Origin of the sequence: Flavobacterium sp. S87F.05.LMB.W.Kidney.N, from assembly GCF_004366435.1 — a bacterium.
Lineage (GTDB): Bacteria > Bacteroidota > Bacteroidia > Flavobacteriales > Flavobacteriaceae > Flavobacterium.
In genome coordinates, this window is record NZ_SODX01000001.1 from 1,112,507 (window position 1) to 1,128,987 (window position 16,481).

The 16,481-nt window shown below is 33.5% G+C and carries 13 protein-coding genes; 7 read left to right on the plus strand and 6 right to left on the minus strand.

Annotated elements, in window-relative coordinates:
- Positions 1-78: 78 nt before the first annotated feature.
- The 6 genes from secG to miaB all read right to left on the minus strand — a co-directional run bounded on the left by secG (position 79) and on the right by miaB (position 6,156).
- Positions 79-420, minus strand: a complete 342-nt coding sequence (gene secG, locus EDB96_RS04915) for a preprotein translocase subunit SecG (protein ID WP_134139479.1) — start codon at positions 418-420, stop codon at positions 79-81.
- Positions 421-423: 3 nt separating this feature from the next.
- Positions 424-2,106, minus strand: coding sequence for a tetratricopeptide repeat protein (locus EDB96_RS04920; RefSeq protein ID WP_134139480.1), 1,683 nt, complete (start codon positions 2,104-2,106; stop codon positions 424-426).
- A gap of 79 nt (positions 2,107-2,185) precedes the next feature.
- On the minus strand, positions 2,186-2,692 hold the full coding sequence (locus EDB96_RS04925) for an LptE family protein (RefSeq protein WP_134139482.1): 507 nt from the start codon (positions 2,690-2,692) through the stop codon (positions 2,186-2,188).
- A 96-nt stretch (positions 2,693-2,788) separates the two neighbouring features.
- On the minus strand, positions 2,789-4,048 hold the full coding sequence (locus EDB96_RS04930) for a sigma-54 interaction domain-containing protein (protein ID WP_134139483.1): 1,260 nt from the start codon (positions 4,046-4,048) through the stop codon (positions 2,789-2,791).
- Positions 4,049-4,104: 56 nt separating this feature from the next.
- Positions 4,105-4,626, minus strand: a complete 522-nt coding sequence (locus tag EDB96_RS04935; RefSeq protein WP_134139484.1) for a YcxB family protein — start codon at positions 4,624-4,626, stop codon at positions 4,105-4,107.
- Between the two features lie 84 nt (positions 4,627-4,710).
- Positions 4,711-6,156, minus strand: a complete 1,446-nt coding sequence (miaB, locus tag EDB96_RS04940) for a tRNA (N6-isopentenyl adenosine(37)-C2)-methylthiotransferase MiaB (RefSeq protein WP_057117162.1) — start codon at positions 6,154-6,156, stop codon at positions 4,711-4,713.
- A 443-nt stretch (positions 6,157-6,599) separates the two neighbouring features.
- Between miaB and topA the strand changes: the two genes are divergently transcribed.
- From topA to gldN (EDB96_RS04975), 7 genes are all read left to right on the plus strand, one after another.
- A complete protein-coding gene (gene topA, locus EDB96_RS04945) occupies positions 6,600-9,134 on the plus strand; it encodes a type I DNA topoisomerase (protein WP_134139485.1) in 2,535 nt (844 codons plus the stop codon).
- A gap of 6 nt (positions 9,135-9,140) precedes the next feature.
- Entirely contained in the window at positions 9,141-10,292 is a 1,152-nt protein-coding gene (locus EDB96_RS04950; RefSeq protein ID WP_134139487.1) for a formimidoylglutamase, read from the plus strand.
- A gap of 263 nt (positions 10,293-10,555) precedes the next feature.
- Complete coding sequence (gldK, locus tag EDB96_RS04955; RefSeq protein WP_134139488.1) at positions 10,556-11,956, plus strand: gliding motility lipoprotein GldK; 1,401 nt, start codon at positions 10,556-10,558, stop codon at positions 11,954-11,956.
- 59 nt (positions 11,957-12,015) lie between these two features.
- The gene (gene gldL / locus EDB96_RS04960) at positions 12,016-12,663 is read left to right on the plus strand and encodes a gliding motility protein GldL (RefSeq protein ID WP_057117158.1); all 648 of its coding nucleotides are present in this window, start codon (positions 12,016-12,018) and stop codon (positions 12,661-12,663) included.
- A gap of 51 nt (positions 12,664-12,714) precedes the next feature.
- Positions 12,715-14,256 carry a gliding motility protein GldM gene (gldM, locus tag EDB96_RS04965; protein ID WP_057117157.1) on the plus strand — a complete coding sequence of 514 codons (1,542 nt, stop codon included), beginning with the start codon at positions 12,715-12,717 and terminating at the stop codon, positions 14,254-14,256.
- 44 nt (positions 14,257-14,300) lie between these two features.
- Entirely contained in the window at positions 14,301-15,290 is a 990-nt protein-coding gene (gene gldN, locus EDB96_RS04970) for a gliding motility protein GldN (protein ID WP_057117156.1), read from the plus strand.
- Between the two features lie 187 nt (positions 15,291-15,477).
- Positions 15,478-16,467 carry a gliding motility protein GldN gene (gldN, locus tag EDB96_RS04975; protein WP_134139669.1) on the plus strand — a complete coding sequence of 330 codons (990 nt, stop codon included), beginning with the start codon at positions 15,478-15,480 and terminating at the stop codon, positions 16,465-16,467.
- Positions 16,468-16,481: the final 14 nt, after the last annotated feature.

The window sequence follows — 16,481 nt, forward strand, 5'->3', positions numbered from 1 at the left end:
GGTGCTAAAACTGACATTATTTCTTAAAAAAAATGCCAGCTTTGACAGGCTGGCATTAGATTTTATATCGAGCTGAAATTATTTAGCTGCTGGTGCTGCTGGAGCAGGAGTAGTTCCTTGCGCTGGTGCAGCTGGTGTATTTACAGGAGCTTCAGTTTTATCAATGATTTTAGAATCAGTATCGCTTAAAGATCCAGAGAAACTTAAGCTAGAAAGTAAAATTAACACAATTAGAACGGTCGCTAAAGTCCAAGTACTTTTATCTAAAAAGTCAGTTGTTTTTTGTACTCCTCCTAACATCTGCGTTCCGCTGATAGTAGAAGACAATCCGCCTCCTTTAGGGTTTTGTACCATAATAACTACGATCAATAGAAAACAAACTATTGTGATTAAAACTAAAAAAATTGAAAATGTGCTCATTACTTAATTATTGTTATTGTTATTTTGTTGTAAAATCTTTATATCCGATATGCGGTCTGCAAAGAAAGTAATTTTTTCTGGATATTTCAAAATTAATATTTCATAAGCTTGAATTGCTTTTGTATATTTCTTTTGTTCCAGATAAACTCTAGCCAGAGTCTCAGTCATCAAATACGAAGTATCCTCGGTATTGCTTTCAATTTGTACCACCGGCGCGCTGTTTCCAGGTTTAATTGGAGAGATTTTCGGATTGGTTTCGATAAATTTATCGATAATTTCAGCTTTTTTTAGTCTCTCTTCATTAATTGACGGCTCTTCTTTTTTGGTTTCAACAGTTGTGTTTTTAATTTCTTCATCTGCCGAAACTTCGTCTGAACGATCAATTGGTTCTGTTCTAGATAGTTGAAGCCATTCTTGAAAAGAGTGTTTTTCGTTAAGCGAAAAATCTAAAGGTTTTCCAATTTCTAAATGTTCTTCTGCATTTATTACAGCTTCGGTTCTCTCTTCTTGAACTTCTTCTTCAGTCGCTGCTGGAATTTCTTCTTGAACTTGTTCGGTGATTTCCTCTTTAGTTTCTTTCAGAATTTCTTCGTTAGTTTCATCAGGAATTACAGTTTCAGCTTCCTTAATTGAAGAAAGAATTGATCGTTCAACGGGATTAATTTTAAATTCAGGAATTATCATTTCTTCGATGACACTATCATCTTCCTCTTCTTCAGCTGAATTTAAAACTGGCTCTTCAATAATATCAATTTTTGCTTCTTCAGTTTTCGGTTCTTGAGAAGTTGTAGCTTCAGCTTCTTTAATTGAATTTAAAATCGAACGCTCAATTGCGGGATCAATTTTAGGCTCTTCAACTTTTACAGATTCAGGTGTAGAAGCAGTTTCAGCTCCTCTTATTGAACTTAAAATAGAATCTTCAACACGATCAAATTTAGGAACTTCAATATTTGTTGGTTCTGTTATAGGCGGAGTTTTAGTTTCTTTTGTAATATCTAAAGTTGAATCTTCAATTGTATCAATCTTATTTTCGTCTTCAATTACTGGTTTTTCATAAGTAATTGACTGCGACTCTTTGATCGCAATAAAAATAGAAGGATCTATTTCTGGAAGAGCTTTTGGTGTTTCAATTTCTATTGGCTTTTCAAAAGTTACTGTTTGAGCTTCTTTGATTGCCGTAAAAATTGACGGATCTATTTCTGGAATATTTTTGGTTTCTTCAGATTTTATTGGTTCCTCTATTTTTAAAGGTTCTTCAACTTTTACAAATTGATCAATTGAAGGTGTTTCTGATTCTTTAATAGAACTCAAAATAGATTGTTCAAGAGTGTCTGTTTTTACCTCAAGTGCTTTCTGAATTTGCTCTGGCGAAATTATCTCACTGTCAAAAACAGTAATTTCAAGAAGGTCTCTAAGTTTTTGTTCGTAGAAATCATTTTGAATAGAAGTAAAAGCTTCAGAAGTAATAAAATCAAACAAAACAGAACGATCGGAAGTATGAGCGGCCGTAACCTTTAATGCATAATTATACTTAAAGCTGTTTTGATTGTAAAGTCCTTTTAATCGCAATGCACGGGCACTTTGAAAATACGGAAATTCATTCAAAACACTTCCTAATGCGTCCGCCTGCTTTTCTGTAATAGCTTCCGGTTTGTTCATTAAGTAGGTATAATCAGTAACGTTCATTTTTTGTTTGTTTAATCGTTTTTTAGTTTAACTGTTTATTGGTTTTAAAATCAATTAAATGATTTCAACAAATAAAGAATTACCATTTAGCTAATGACTCATTAAAGATATCCTGCGTAATTCTTTCAAAAATAACTCTGATTGCTTCATTTAAAACAGATCCAGTTGGAAGATCTCTTCCTGGGAAATCATAATAGAATTCAAAAGATTTCTCAAAATCATCTGTCTCTTTCTTTTTATTAGAAAATCTTACTTGTACACGAATCGATAAACGGTTTTGTGCAGCCTGCTGATCTGCAGTTGCTGTCATAGGAGTTATTCGGTAATCTGTAATTTCTCCTTCGTACTTCAAATCTCCGCCATTACTTACTAAGTTTAAGTTGGTCTGATTCATAATCAAATCTTGTAGGGCCAATGTGAAAGTCCTGTCGATTCCAGGTTCAACCAAGTCTGCATTATTTTGAAAGAAATTTACCTGAAAGGTTTTGGCATCAATTTTTCCCGTTCCAGTAAAGTTGTATTTTACAGTACAACTGCTAAAAGTTGATGCAACTAATAATAGTAAAAGATATTTTAAGTGTTTCATTTTAATCTGTAAGTATTTCTTCGCCATCCAGCTGACGCTCGGTCAAAGATATTCATTTCGTTTAAACAATTTCAAGTCTTAACTTCTTTGCAGAAATTAAAGATCAAATTGTTTGATTTTGCGGTACAATGTCCTTTCAGAAATTCCTAATTCATCTGCCGCTGCTTTACGTTTCCCTTTGTTTTTTTCTAATGATTTTTTGATCATTTCGATTTCCTTTTGTTCCAAACGCAAAATCTCTTCTTCTTCAATCGTCTCGGCAAACAAATAGTTATCATCTGGAATCTGATAATTTTCTTCTCTAACTGCAGGAGTAGTCATAACAGCTGTTCTTGGTTCTTCTTCAAAATCAATTTCGCTGTCGTTTTGCTGGTTCCCGTATATTTTCTGAATTAAATTCGGATTAATGTCTTGTACTTTAGAAGTACCATTTTTCATTAATTCTAAAGTCAGTTTTTTCAAGTCGTTTAAATCGCTTTTCATATCAAAAAGGACTTTGTATAAAATGTCTCGCTCGGTACTAAAGTCGCTTTCTTTTTTACTGTCATTAATAACAGAAGGTAAATTGCTTCCTTCTGCGGGCAGATACGATTTTAAAGTTGCCAGTGTAATGTCACGATTAGTTTCTAAAACAGAAATCTGTTCAGCGACATTTCGAAGCTGACGAATGTTACCGCTCCATCTGAATTTTTGTAATAACTGAACAGCATCATCGTCTAATTTTAAAGGCGGCATTTTATATTTGTGAGCAAAATCGGCCACAAATTTTCTGAATAACAAATGAATATCGTCGTTTCTTTCACGCAAAGGAGGTAAAGTAATTTCGACAGTACTCAAACGATAGTATAAATCTTCACGGAATTTACCCTTTTCAATAGCATTGAATAAATTCACATTTGTTGCTGCAACAATACGAACATTTGTTTTTTGAACCTGAGATGAACCCACTTTTATGAATTCACCATTTTCTAAAACACGCAGCAGTCTTACCTGTGTTGTCAGTGGTAATTCGCCAACTTCATCTAGAAATATAGTTCCGCCGTCGGCTACTTCAAAATAACCTTCACGCGTACTTGTAGCGCCTGTAAAAGCTCCTTTTTCGTGTCCGAAAAGTTCACTGTCAATTGTTCCTTCTGGAATAGCTCCACAGTTTACCGCAATATATTTTCCATGCTTTCTATGTGAAAGCGAATGAATAATTCTTGGAATATTTTCTTTACCAACACCACTTTCCCCAGTCACCATTACCGAAATATCAGTAGGAGCAACCTGAATGGCTTTTTCGATGGCGCGATTTAATTTTGGATCATTACCAATAATCTCAAATCGTTGTTTTATTGCTTGAACTGTTTCCATGTATTTTTTGTTTCAAGTTTTTATTTGTTTTAGGTTTCAGGTTTGTCTTCTGAAACTTAACTTTTTAAACTCTTTTTTATGTTGATTGAATTAAAAAGTTGTTTTAATTCATCGTATTGGTCACCTTTTAAATCTGTTTTTTGTAAAAGAATTGCTCTGTTTTTGTTTAAATAGAATAAAAACATATCTTTTTTCTCAACAATTTTTATGATGTTTTTCCAAAAATGTTTTACTTCAAATGTTTCTCCTTTTTCTTGAAAATATTCAATATTAAAAATATACTTTATGTCTTCTTTTATACGAGGATTGTGGTTTATTTCTTTTTTTACAGCTTTATAAGTTAATAAATAGATTAAAAAAGGAATCAAAATAATAATTAAAGCAAAAAATGGAAAATCATGTTTAGTTTCGTCCTTATTGTCTAGTATGTTAAAAAAATAATCACTTAAGCTAAAAATTGACGCAACTAATAAAAAGAAGAAAATAAAGATATGTAATGGTTTATATAATATATAATAAGTTCCTTTCATTGAACTACTAACATTGAAGCTAGGTTTTAAAATTATTTGTTTATCCATTCTTGTCTTTTTTAACTTGGCTTATAATTTTGTTCCAAGTTTGAAGTTACAGAAATAACCTGAAACTTGAAACCTGAAACAATTTTAATTCATTTCACTCAAACCAACCGCTTCGCCTTTTAAAGTTCCTGAAGTACAGCTTGTGATTTTTACGTTTACGAAATCTCCAATTTTATAATTCTCTTTTGGGAAAACCACTGTTATGCTTTGAGAATTTCTTCCAGAGAATTCATCTTTAGATTTCTTAGAAACTTTTTCTACTAAAACTTCAACTGTTTTGCCCACAAATTCTTCACTTCTAAACCAAGCGTGTTTTTGTTGTAAATCAACAATTTCCTGTAACCTTCTGGCTTTTGTTTCTTCTTCAACATCATCTTTCATTTTTCTTCCGGCCAAAGTTCCTGGGCGTTCAGAATATGAATACATATAACCGAAATTATATTTTACATATTCCATTAAACTCATGGTATCTTGGTGATCTTCTTCTGTTTCAGTTGGAAAACCGGCAATCATATCCTGCGAAATTGAGGCATCTGGAACAATCGCTCTAATTTTGTCAATCAAAGCCATATATTCTTCACGCGTATGCAGACGATTCATTTCTTTCAGAATTCTGTTACTTCCAGATTGAACCGGTAAGTGAATATGTTTACAGATATTTGGATATTTCGCAATAACGTGTAAAATACTTTCGTGCATATCCTGCGGATTAGAAGTCGAAAATCTAATACGCATTTTAGGAAAACCAACCGCAACCATTTCTAATAATTGGTCAAAATCGACTGCAGTAGCTTTTTGCATTTCAGAAGCATTTACAAAATCTTTTTTCAAACCGCCGCCGTACCACAAATAACTGTCCACATTTTGACCTAAAAGTGTAATTTCTTTAAATCCTTTATTCCATAAATCCTGAATTTCAGCCATAATACTTTGCGGCTCACGGCTGCGTTCACGACCGCGCGTAAAAGGTACAACACAGAAGGTACACATATTATCGCATCCGCGAGTGATCGAAACCAAAGCTGTGATTCCGTTACTCATTAAACGAACAGGCGAAATATCCCCGTAAGTTTCTTCTTTTGATAAAATTACATTAATGGCGTCACGTCCTTCTTCAACTTCAGCCAATAAATTTGGAAGATCTTTATAAGCATCAGGGCCAACAACAAGATCAACTATTTTTTCTTCTTCCAGAAACTGACTTTTTAAGCGCTCAGCCATACAGCCCAAAACGCCTACTTTCATTTTCGGATTCGTACGTTTTACAGCATTATATTTCTCTAAACGCTTACGAATAGTCTGCTCAGCCTTATCTCGAATAGAACAGGTGTTAACCAAAACCAAATCAGCTTCTTCTAAAACAGAAGTTGTGTTATACCCTCCGTCAGACAAAATGGAAGCTACGACTTCACTGTCCGAAAAATTCATCGCACAGCCGTAACTTTCTATAAAAAGTTTTTTAGTATTCTCAGGTTTATTTTCTAAAACAAGACTTTCGCCCTGCTTGCTTTCTTCAATAATCTTTTCCATTGTAAAATTTCAAAGTGCAAAGATAGCGTAAATACGATCATATGACAAGATGGCAGAGGAGAAATTTTAGATTTTAGTTCCGAAGCCTCGGGATAGATTGCAGATTGAAAGAATCCCAGAAAAAAGCTTTAGCTTTTTTTTAAGTAAAATCTAAAATCTAAAATCTAAAATCTAAAATCTAAAATCTAAAATCTAAAATCTAAAATCTAAAATCTAAAATCTAAAATCTAAAATCTAAAATCTATCCCGAGGCTTCGGGACTAAAATTTAAAAGCACATTTAATAGGTCATAATCGATTAAAAGTTATACCTATATATATTATCGAGATTATTACAGATAAATCTGCAATTTTAAGTTTCATAATATCAAAATACTTCAAAAATTCATTAGCAAGGTTAATATTTAAAAAAAATAGATACTTTTGTTGCAGAAAAATAGAGCAATGGCAAAGAATTTAGTAATAGTGGAGTCACCTGCAAAGGCGAAAACGATCGAGAAATTTCTTGGGAGCGATTTTCAGGTGGAGTCAAGTTATGGTCACATAGCAGACTTACCATCCAAAGAAATAGGAGTAGATGTAGAGAATGGTTTTAAACCAAAATATGAAGTTTCTCCCGATAAAAAAGCTTTGGTAAGTAAACTTAAGACACTATCTAAAAATGCCGAAATGGTTTGGTTAGCAAGCGATGAGGACCGCGAGGGAGAGGCTATTTCTTGGCACTTGGCGGAAGAACTGAAATTAGATACTAAAAAAACCAAAAGAATTGTATTTCACGAGATTACAAAATCTGCGATTCTAAAAGCAATCGATAATCCAAGAGAAATTGATTATAACTTAGTAAATGCGCAGCAGGCGAGAAGAGTATTAGACCGTTTAGTAGGTTATGAATTATCTCCGGTTTTGTGGAGAAAAATTAAAGGCGGACTTTCTGCTGGTCGTGTACAATCTGTTTCTGTTCGTTTGATTGTAGAAAGAGAACGCGAAATTCAAAACTTTACTGCAGTTGCATCTTATTCTATAGTTGCAGAGTTTGTAAATGAAGCAGGAAAAGTTTTCAAGGCAAAACTGCCAAAAAACTTCAATACAAAAAAAGAAGCCGAAGATTTCTTAAATCAAAACATCGGTTCTAAATATAAGGTAGCCGATTTAGAAACTAAACCTACCAAAAAATCTCCAACATCTCCTTTTACAACTTCTACGCTTCAACAGGAGGCAGCAAGAAAATTGTATTTGCCAGTTGGAATCACGATGCAGTTAGCGCAGCGTTTGTACGAAGCCGGACTTATTACTTATATGAGAACGGACTCGGTAAATCTTTCTAAAGAAGCAATGGATGCCGCAGAAGCTGAAATCATAAAATCGTACGGAAAAGAATATTCAAAACCTCGTGTTTTTGCTAATAAAAACAAAGGAGCTCAAGAAGCCCACGAAGCAATTCGTCCGACTGATATGTCTCGTCATACAGTAAATATCGATCGCGATCAGGCTCGTTTATACGATTTGATCTGGAAAAGAACTTTGGCTTCTCAGATGAGCGATGCACAGTTAGAAAGAACAAATGTGAAAATTGAAGCTGATAATCACAGCGAAATTTTTACAGCTTCTGGAGAAGTTTTGCTTTTTGAAGGTTTCTTAAAAGTATATCTTGAGGGTCATGATGATGACGAAGAAGAACAAGAAGGAATGCTTCCTGCATTAAAAGTAAATGAAAAGTTAGTAAATAACTATATTACAGCTACAGAACGATATTCAAGACCGCCGGCACGTTACACTGAGGCTTCTTTGGTAAAAAAACTAGAGGAACTTGGAATTGGCCGTCCTTCTACTTATGCGCCTACAATTTCAACAATTATCAATAGAAATTATGTTGAAAAAGGAACACTTGAAGGTCAGGAGCGTAATTATACACAACTTACATTACAAAATAGTAAGGTAGGTGAAAAACTGCTGAAAGAAAACACAGGTTCAGATAAAGGAAAATTAGTTCCAACTGATATCGGAACTATTGTTACTGATTTCTTAGTGAAAAATTTCGGAAACATTCTAGATTATAATTTCACGGCAAAAGTAGAACAGGATTTTGACGAAATTGCTGAAGGAAATATCGACTGGGCTAAAATGATGCAGGAATTTTACAACCAATTTCATCCAAATGTGAAAGAAGTTGAAGCAAATGCCGAACGTGAAAGCGGAGAGAGAATTCTAGGAAAAGATGCGGACGGAAGACAAGTATCTGTTCGTTTAGGAAAATTTGGACCAATGGCTCAAATTGGAGAAGCAGATGATGAGGATAAAAAGTTTGCCAGCTTAATGGCAGATCAAAATATTGGAAATATTACACTTGAAGAAGCTCTAAATTTATTTTTGCTTCCAAAGAGTTTAGGTGAATATAAAGGAGAAGAAGTAGAAGTAAGCAACGGTCGTTATGGACCTTACGTTCGTCACGGAAGCGTTTTTATTTCGTTGCCAAGAGGAGAAGATCCGTTAAGTGTTTCTAAAGAAAGAGCAAAAGAGTTAATCGACGAAAAAGCACTTGCAGATGCGCCGATTGCAGTTTATAAAGGAGAAGCAGTTCAAAAAGGAGTGGGGCGTTTTGGTCCATTCATCAAATGGAATGGTCTTTTTATTAATGTGAATAAGAAATACAATTTTGATAATTTATCACAATCAGATGTTGAAGAACTTATTGAAGAAAAACTTCAGAAAAACATCGATAAAGTTATTCATAATTGGGAAGATGAAGGAATTGTAGTCGAAAAAGCCCGTTGGGGACGTTCTGTAATTCTAAAAGGGAAAATCAAAATTGAGTTGAGCAAAGATGTTGATGCATCGCAATTAACATTAGCTCAGGTTCAAGAAATGATTGCGGCTAAAACACCTGCAAAGAAAACGGCTGCTAAGAAAACAACAACTGCTAAGAAAACAACAACTGCTAAAAAAGCACCAGCTAAAAAAACAGCTGCTAAAAAGAAATAAATATAGATGGAATTTGATTTTCTAGAACCAGTTAATGATGCGATTGTAAAATTCGTCAGCGCACTGTCTTCACAAGAGCTTGGGAGTAAAGTTGTCTTTCACACCCAAGATCAGTTTCCTGATATTGAAAAAATTAATATAGCCATAGTTGGTGTTTTAGAAGATCGTACCAACATTAATATGGTCAATGAAGTTAATCTTTCGGCGGTACGTAAAAAGCTATATGGAATGTTTCCAGGCAACTGGGATGCATCGATTGCCGATTTAGGAGATATACTTGCCGGAGATTCAGTAGAGGATACTTATTTTGCAGTAAAGAAAGTTACAGCTGCATTAATTAAGAATAAAGTCATTCCTATAGTCCTGGGAGGTTCTCAAGATTTGACTTATGCTTTGTACCGTGCTTATGACGATTTAGAGCAGATGGTTAACTTAGTTGCAGTTGATAATAGGTTTGATTTTGGAAAGGAAAACGAATCAGTATCAGCTAATTCGTATCTGACAAAAATTATTATTGATGAACCAAATAATCTTTTTAATTATTGTAATATAGGATATCAGACCTATTATAATTCTCAAGAAGAGATTGATTTGATCGAAAAGTTATTTTTTGATGCATATCGTCTGGGAGAAATTTCAAATAAAATAACTTTGGCAGAGCCGGTTTTTAGAGATGCAGATCTAGTTAGTATCGATTTGAATTCTGTAAAGTCTTCTGCTTCAGGAAATACTGTTACTTTTGAGCCGAACGGATTTAATGGGAAAGAAATTTGTGCTTTGTCAAGATACGCTGGAATTAGTGATAAAGTTTCCTCTTTTGGAATCTTTAATCACAATAGTACAATGGCAGAATCGGTAATAATTTCTCAAATTGTATGGTATTTTATTGAAGGTTATCATTATCGCTCAAAAGAATATCCATTTGGAAGCCGAGCTAACTATTTAAAATATATCGTGCCTCTTGAAGATGAAGAATTGATTTTCTATAAAAGTGATAAAACAGATCGCTGGTGGATAGAAATTCCTTTTGAATCAAATGGCAGCAATAAATTAAAAAGAAATACGTTATTACCCTGTTCTTATGACGAATATTTGTCAGCTTGCAATCAAGAATTGCCAGAAAGATGGTGGAAAGCACAGCGAAAAAACGCTTTGTAGCGAGAAAATTTAAGCGGAATCTTAAATTTTTAAAATTAATTAAAAAAAGTTAAAATAAATTAGTAAGAATATTGTTATAAACCATAAAAATTAACGTTTTACATCGATTTTTTGACACAGTTTATCGATAAAATATTTTTTTTTTATTTTATTTAACATTATTTTTGAACGGTAAAATAAATTTCGCAAGTAGTATTGTTTTTTAGATAAATAATAAATACGTTTACGGACTTTTAATAATGAATAGATAATCCCAAATTTATATGAAGAAGTTTATTGCATTTGCAGCAATGTTAACACTAGTAATCGGCTGTGGTAAGTCAGGTGACAAAGGTGAATTAGTTGGTGTTACAGGAGGGAAATGGCATCCCGAGAAGCCTTATGGAATGACATTAGTTCCGGGTGGATCTTTTATTATGGGTAAATCAGATGCTGATTTAGCTAACGTAGAAGATGCTCCAACTAAAACTGTAACTGTTCGTTCATTTTATATGGATGAAACTGAGATTACAAATAGTGAGTACCGTCAATTCGTAGAGTGGGTAAAAGATTCTACAATGAGAGTTCGTTTAGCAATCTTGGCTGATGAGACAGGACAGAAAGCTACTGACGGAAAAGGAAAAAAAGGCGGAAGTATTTCTGACTATGCTTTCAACGATTCTGATCCAGAAAAAATGACAGCTTATGATAAATATATGTACGATAACTATTATAGTGTTGGTACAAAAGATGATCCATATGCTGGAAGAAAATTAAACAGAAAAGTTAAACTAATTAAAGATACAAAAGCGTATCCAGATGAGTATTATGCTGAAGTAATGGACTCTATGTATTTACCAATTGAAGAATCATACAATGGTTTAAGAACAATTGATGTAAATAAATTGAAATTCCGTTATTCTTGGATGGATATTCAAGCTGCTGCAAAAGCTAAAGTTGGAAAAAGAAGTGATTTCGTAAAAACAGAACAGGTAAATGTTTATCCTGATACTGCAGTTTGGATTAAAGATTTTGCTTACTCATATAATGAGCCAATGCATAATGATTATTTCTGGCACAAAGCTTATGGAGAATATCCTGTAGTAGGTGTGACTTGGAAACAAGCAAAAGCATTTTGTGCTTGGAGAACTTTAAATAAAAATAGTTATATCAAATCTAAGAAAAAAGGGCGTGACTTAGTTAATGCTTTCAGATTACCAACTGAAGCAGAATGGGAGTATGCTGCAAGAGGTGGTCTAGAATCTGCTACTTATCCTTGGGGAGGTCCTTACACTAAAAGCGATAGAGGTTGTTTCTTAGCAAACTTTAAGCCAAGCAGAGGAGATTATGCTGCTGATGAAGCTTTATATACTGTTGAAGCGAAATCATACGACGTAAATGGTTACGGATTATATAACATGGCAGGAAACGTTTCAGAATGGACTGATTCTGCTTATAATCCAAATGCTTACGAATATGTTTCAACAATGAATCCAAACGTAATTGATGGTAAAAATCAAAGAAAAGTGGTTCGTGGAGGTTCTTGGAAAGATGTTGCTTACTTCTTACAAGTTAGTACTCGTGACCACGAATATGCTGATTCAGCTAGAAGTTATATCGGATTTAGAACTGTACAAGATTACATGGGAACTCAAGTAACTGGAAGCTCTAACAAAAGAAAGTAATTTATAATTTTATCAATATCCAACAAATCTATTTAAATTAAAACCTAAAAAAAAGTATTATGGCATTATTAAGTAAAAAAGCAATGAATTTCGCTTATGGTATGGGAGCGGCAGTGGTAATCGTTGGAGCTTTATTCAAAATTACTCACTTTGAAATTGGACCATTAACAGGAACAGTTATGCTTTCAGTAGGATTGGTTACTGAGGCGTTAATCTTTGCACTTTCTGCTTTCGAACCTGTTGAAGACGAGTTAGATTGGACTCTTGTTTACCCTGAATTAGCTAACGGACAAGCTAGAAAAAAAGAGGTTAAAGTTGAAGCTCCAACTGAAGCTCAAGGATTATTATCTCAAAAATTAGACACATTATTAAAAGAAGCTAAAATTGACGGTGAATTAATGTCAAGTTTAGGAAACAGCATCAAAAACTTCGAATCTGCTGCTAAAGGAATTGCTCCAACTGTAGATTCAATCGCAGGTCAAAAGAAATATTCTGAAGAATTATCTGTTGCTGCTGCTCAAATGGAATCATTAAACAGTTTATATAAAGTACAGTTAGAGAGCGCTTCTAGAAACGCTGAAGCTAACAAAGAAATCGCTGAAAACGCTTCTAAATTAAAAGAGCAAATGCAATCTATGACTGCAAACATTGCTTCTTTAAACAGTGTTTACGGTGGTATGCTTTCTGCAATGAGTAACAAAGGATAATTAGTTTTTAACTAATATTAAATTTATTAATAAAGAACTAATTAGAAAAAAATGGCAGGAGGAAAATTAACCCCTAGACAGAAGATGATTAACCTGATGTATCTGGTTTTCATCGCAATGTTAGCAATGAACGTATCAAAAGAAGTTATTTCTGCTTTTGGTTTGATGAATGAAAAATTTGAAAGTGCAAATACAAGTTCAACAGAAACAAATGCAGGTTTATTAACATCTTTAGATCAAAAAGCTGCTGAAGCAAAAGGAGAATTCGCTATTGCTGCAGTTACAGCTCATAAAGTTGAAGCAATTACAAAAGATTTTTATGATTATATAGCTACTTTAAAAGCTCAGGCAGTTAAAGGTTTCGAAGTTGATAAAGAAACTGGAAAAATGCCTTATGAGTCAATGGATAGAGGAGATAATATCGACGACTGGTTTACAGGAGATGGTTACACTAAAAAAGGTAACGAAATTATTTCTAAAATCGAAAAATACAAAGCAGATATTAAAGGTGCTTTAGGAACAGACAAAAAATACGCAGCAATTATTGCTGAGGTTGAAAAGAAATTTGATGTTTCTGATGTAAAAAACAAAGAAGGAATTAAAGAAAAGTATTTAGCTTATCACTTCAAAGGTTTTCCTGCAATCGCATCTGCTGCAAAACTTTCAACTTGGCAGAATGATGTTAAAAAAGTTGAAACTGATGTTTATAACAGCGCATTAGGAAAAGCTGCAGTTGCTGCTGCTTCTTACAGTAATTATCAAGCAATTGTTGTTTTAGACAAAAATGCATATTTCCAAGGTGAAAAAGTTACAGGTAAAGTTGTTTTAGGCCGTTATGACGAAAACACTAAACCTACTTCATTCCAAGGTCCAGGACAAATCGTAAACGGACAAGCTGTTATCTCTTTAACTGCTGGTGGAGTTGGAGAACAAGATATCAATGGGCAATTTACTTTCTTAGAAGATGGAAAAAATATTCCATTAAAATTCTCTGGAAAATATGTTGTAGTTCCAAGACCAAACTCTGCTACAATTTCTGCAGATAAAATGAATGTTGTATATAGAGGAGTTGTTAACCCAATCTCTGTATCATTCGCTGGTGTTGACGCTAACAAAATCGTTGCTAGTGCTCCAGGATTATCTTCAGCTGGAAAACCAGGAAAATATAACATGAGCCCAGGTCAAGGTACTGAAGCTACAATTTCTGTAACTGGTACATTACCAAACGGTGATAAAGTAACAGACAAGAAAACATTCAGAATTAAAGGTATTCCTGGTCCAACAGGAACAATTAGAGGAGAAATGGGTGTTGTAAAAGGACCTAAATCTAACCTTGAGATTGCTACTATTGGAGCTAAACTTCTTGATTTTGATTTTGAGGTTGGTTTAGATGTTGTTGGATTCAATATGAAAATTGCTGGACAACCTACAGTTGTTGTTTCAGGAAACAAAATGAATGCACAATGTAAACAAGTACTTTCAAGAGCAGGTAAAGGAGACCAAGTTACTATTTCTGAAATTAAAACTAAACTGGTAGGTGCAGGTAGTTATTTATTGCCAAGAACTGCTCCAGTAATTTACGAAATACAATAATAAAGTAGTGTAAGCTACGTTCAATATCTTATAATGATACCACGATGAAAGTAAGAAATTTTTTAATAGCCGTTGTTTCTATCGCTGGAGGTTTTGCTTCTAATGCGCAATCTAATTTGCTTAACGCAAAAACGCCTGATCAGATTGGACTTAAAACTCCTGCTCAACTTATATCTGACAATGATAAGCCTTTGGCTTATGGTTATGTAGATGATAGAGATATTTTGATGGGAAAAACTACTTGGGAAATCATTGATTTAAATGAAAAAATCAACTTTCCATTATACTTTCCTGTAGATACAGCTAATATTGGTGCTAATAGACGTTCTCTTTATGACGTTTTGACTAAAGCTATTAAAGGTGGAAAAGTAACAGAAGTGTATACTGATAGTTATTTTAATACCAAAAAATCTATGAAAGATATCGAAGGATCATTATCTCGTATTGATACAACAGATGCAGGTAGAGAGTTAATTAACCAATATCCAGATGACTACAAATCACGTGTTGTGAAGAAAAAAGTAGTAACAGGTAAAGGTAAAAATAAAAGTGTTTCTTATGTTGAAGAAACAGTTGGACCAACAAGAACGGTTCCTGCTGAATACATTTTGAAACAAGATCTTACGGCTGCAGATGTTACTCAGTATAAAATTAAAGGATACTGGTATTTTGATAAACGTCAAAGTGAATTGAAATATCGTTTACTTGGAATTTGTCCAGTAACTCCAGACGTTTATACAATGAATAGTGATGAAAAGGATTATATTGAATTATTTTGGGTATTCTTCCCAAATGCCAGAGAAGCTCTGCATGAAGCAAAAGCTTTCAATGATAACAATTCAGCTCTTCCAATCTCATTTGATCAGATTTTAAATTCAAGACGTTTTAATGCTGTTGTTTACAAAGAAGAGAATCTTTATGGAGACAGAGCTATTAGCGATTACATGAAAGACAATGCTCAAAATCAATTGTTAGAATCTGAAAGAGTGAAAGAGAAAATTCGCAATTTCGAACAAGATATGTGGAACTACTAAGTTGATACATAACATAATAATTAAAAAACTCTTATTACATTTGTAGTAAGAGTTTTTTTTATGTAATAAATTAAAAAAGCTTTTAAGCTGAATTAAAAGCTTTCAAAATTATAATAATTTATTTATGTAAGAAAAATAACAATATTTATAATAAATTTTCGTTTAATGTCTTGTAATAAATATTATGATGAAAATAAGAAATTTTTTAATAGCTATTGTTTCCATCGCTGGAGGCTTAGCTTCTAATGCGCAGTCTAATTTACTTAATGCAAAAACTGCAGATCAGATAGGAATTAAAACACCTGCACAGATGGTATCTGATAACGATAAGCCCCTTGCTTATGGTTATGTAGATGATAGAGATATTTTGATGGGGAAAACTACTTGGGAAATCATTGACTTAAATGAAAAAATCAACTTTCCATTATATTTTCCTGTGGATACTGCTAACATTGGCCCCGATAGACGCTCACTTTACGATGTTTTGACGAAGGCTATAAAGAATGGTAGAATAACGGAAGTTTATGCAGACAGTTATTTTAATACAAAGAAATCTTTAAAAGACATTGAAGGGGCATTATCTCGTGTAGATACAACAGATGCAGGTAGAGAATTAATCAATCAATATCCAGATGACTACAAAACACGTGTGGTTAAGAAAAAGATTGTTACTGGTACGGGAAAGAACAAAAAAGTAACGTATGAAGATCGAACAGTTGGACCAACTAGAACTGTTCCTGCTGAATATATATTGAAGCAAGATCTTACTGCAGCAGATGTTAGTCAATATAAGATTAAAGGATTTTGGTATTTTGATAAACGTCAGAGTGAATTGAAATATCGTTTACTTGGCATTTGTCCGGTAACCCCAGATGTTTATACCATGAATAGTGACGAGAAGGATTACATTGAATTGTTTTGGGTATTTTTCCCGAATGCACGGGAAGTTTTACACGAGGCTAAAGCCTTTAATGATCAAAATTCAGCACTTCCAATTTCATTTGATCAAATATTGAATTCGAGAAGATTTAATGCGGTTATTTATAAAGAAGAGAATATGTACGGAGATCGTGAGATCAAAGATTATATTCGTGACGATGCACAGAGTCAGTTATTAGAATCAGAAAGATTAAAAGAAAAGATACGTAATTTCGAGCAAGATATGTGGAATTACTAAGTACTCAAATCAAA

Bases quoted from the DNA above. Each gene is read 5' to 3' on its own strand.
- gldN (WP_134139669.1), top strand. From the start codon at position 15,478: ATGAAAATAAGAAATTTTTTAATAGCTATTGTTTCCATCGCTGGAGGC.
- gldM (WP_057117157.1), top strand. From the start codon at position 12,715: ATGGCAGGAGGAAAATTAACCCCTAGACAGAAGATGATTAACCTGATG.
- EDB96_RS04930 (WP_134139483.1), bottom strand. From the start codon at position 4,048: ATGGAAACAGTTCAAGCAATAAAACAACGATTTGAGATTATTGGTAAT.
- gldK (WP_134139488.1), top strand. From the start codon at position 10,556: ATGAAGAAGTTTATTGCATTTGCAGCAATGTTAACACTAGTAATCGGC.
- EDB96_RS04920 (WP_134139480.1), bottom strand. From the start codon at position 2,106: ATGAACGTTACTGATTATACCTACTTAATGAACAAACCGGAAGCTATT.
- gldL (WP_057117158.1), top strand. From the start codon at position 12,016: ATGGCATTATTAAGTAAAAAAGCAATGAATTTCGCTTATGGTATGGGA.
- miaB (WP_057117162.1), bottom strand. From the start codon at position 6,156: ATGGAAAAGATTATTGAAGAAAGCAAGCAGGGCGAAAGTCTTGTTTTA.
- EDB96_RS04950 (WP_134139487.1), top strand. From the start codon at position 9,141: ATGGAATTTGATTTTCTAGAACCAGTTAATGATGCGATTGTAAAATTC.
- topA (WP_134139485.1), top strand. From the start codon at position 6,600: ATGGCAAAGAATTTAGTAATAGTGGAGTCACCTGCAAAGGCGAAAACG.
- gldN (WP_057117156.1), top strand. From the start codon at position 14,301: ATGAAAGTAAGAAATTTTTTAATAGCCGTTGTTTCTATCGCTGGAGGT.
- EDB96_RS04935 (WP_134139484.1), bottom strand. From the start codon at position 4,626: ATGGATAAACAAATAATTTTAAAACCTAGCTTCAATGTTAGTAGTTCA.
- EDB96_RS04925 (WP_134139482.1), bottom strand. From the start codon at position 2,692: ATGAAACACTTAAAATATCTTTTACTATTATTAGTTGCATCAACTTTT.
- secG (WP_134139479.1), bottom strand. From the start codon at position 420: ATGAGCACATTTTCAATTTTTTTAGTTTTAATCACAATAGTTTGTTTT.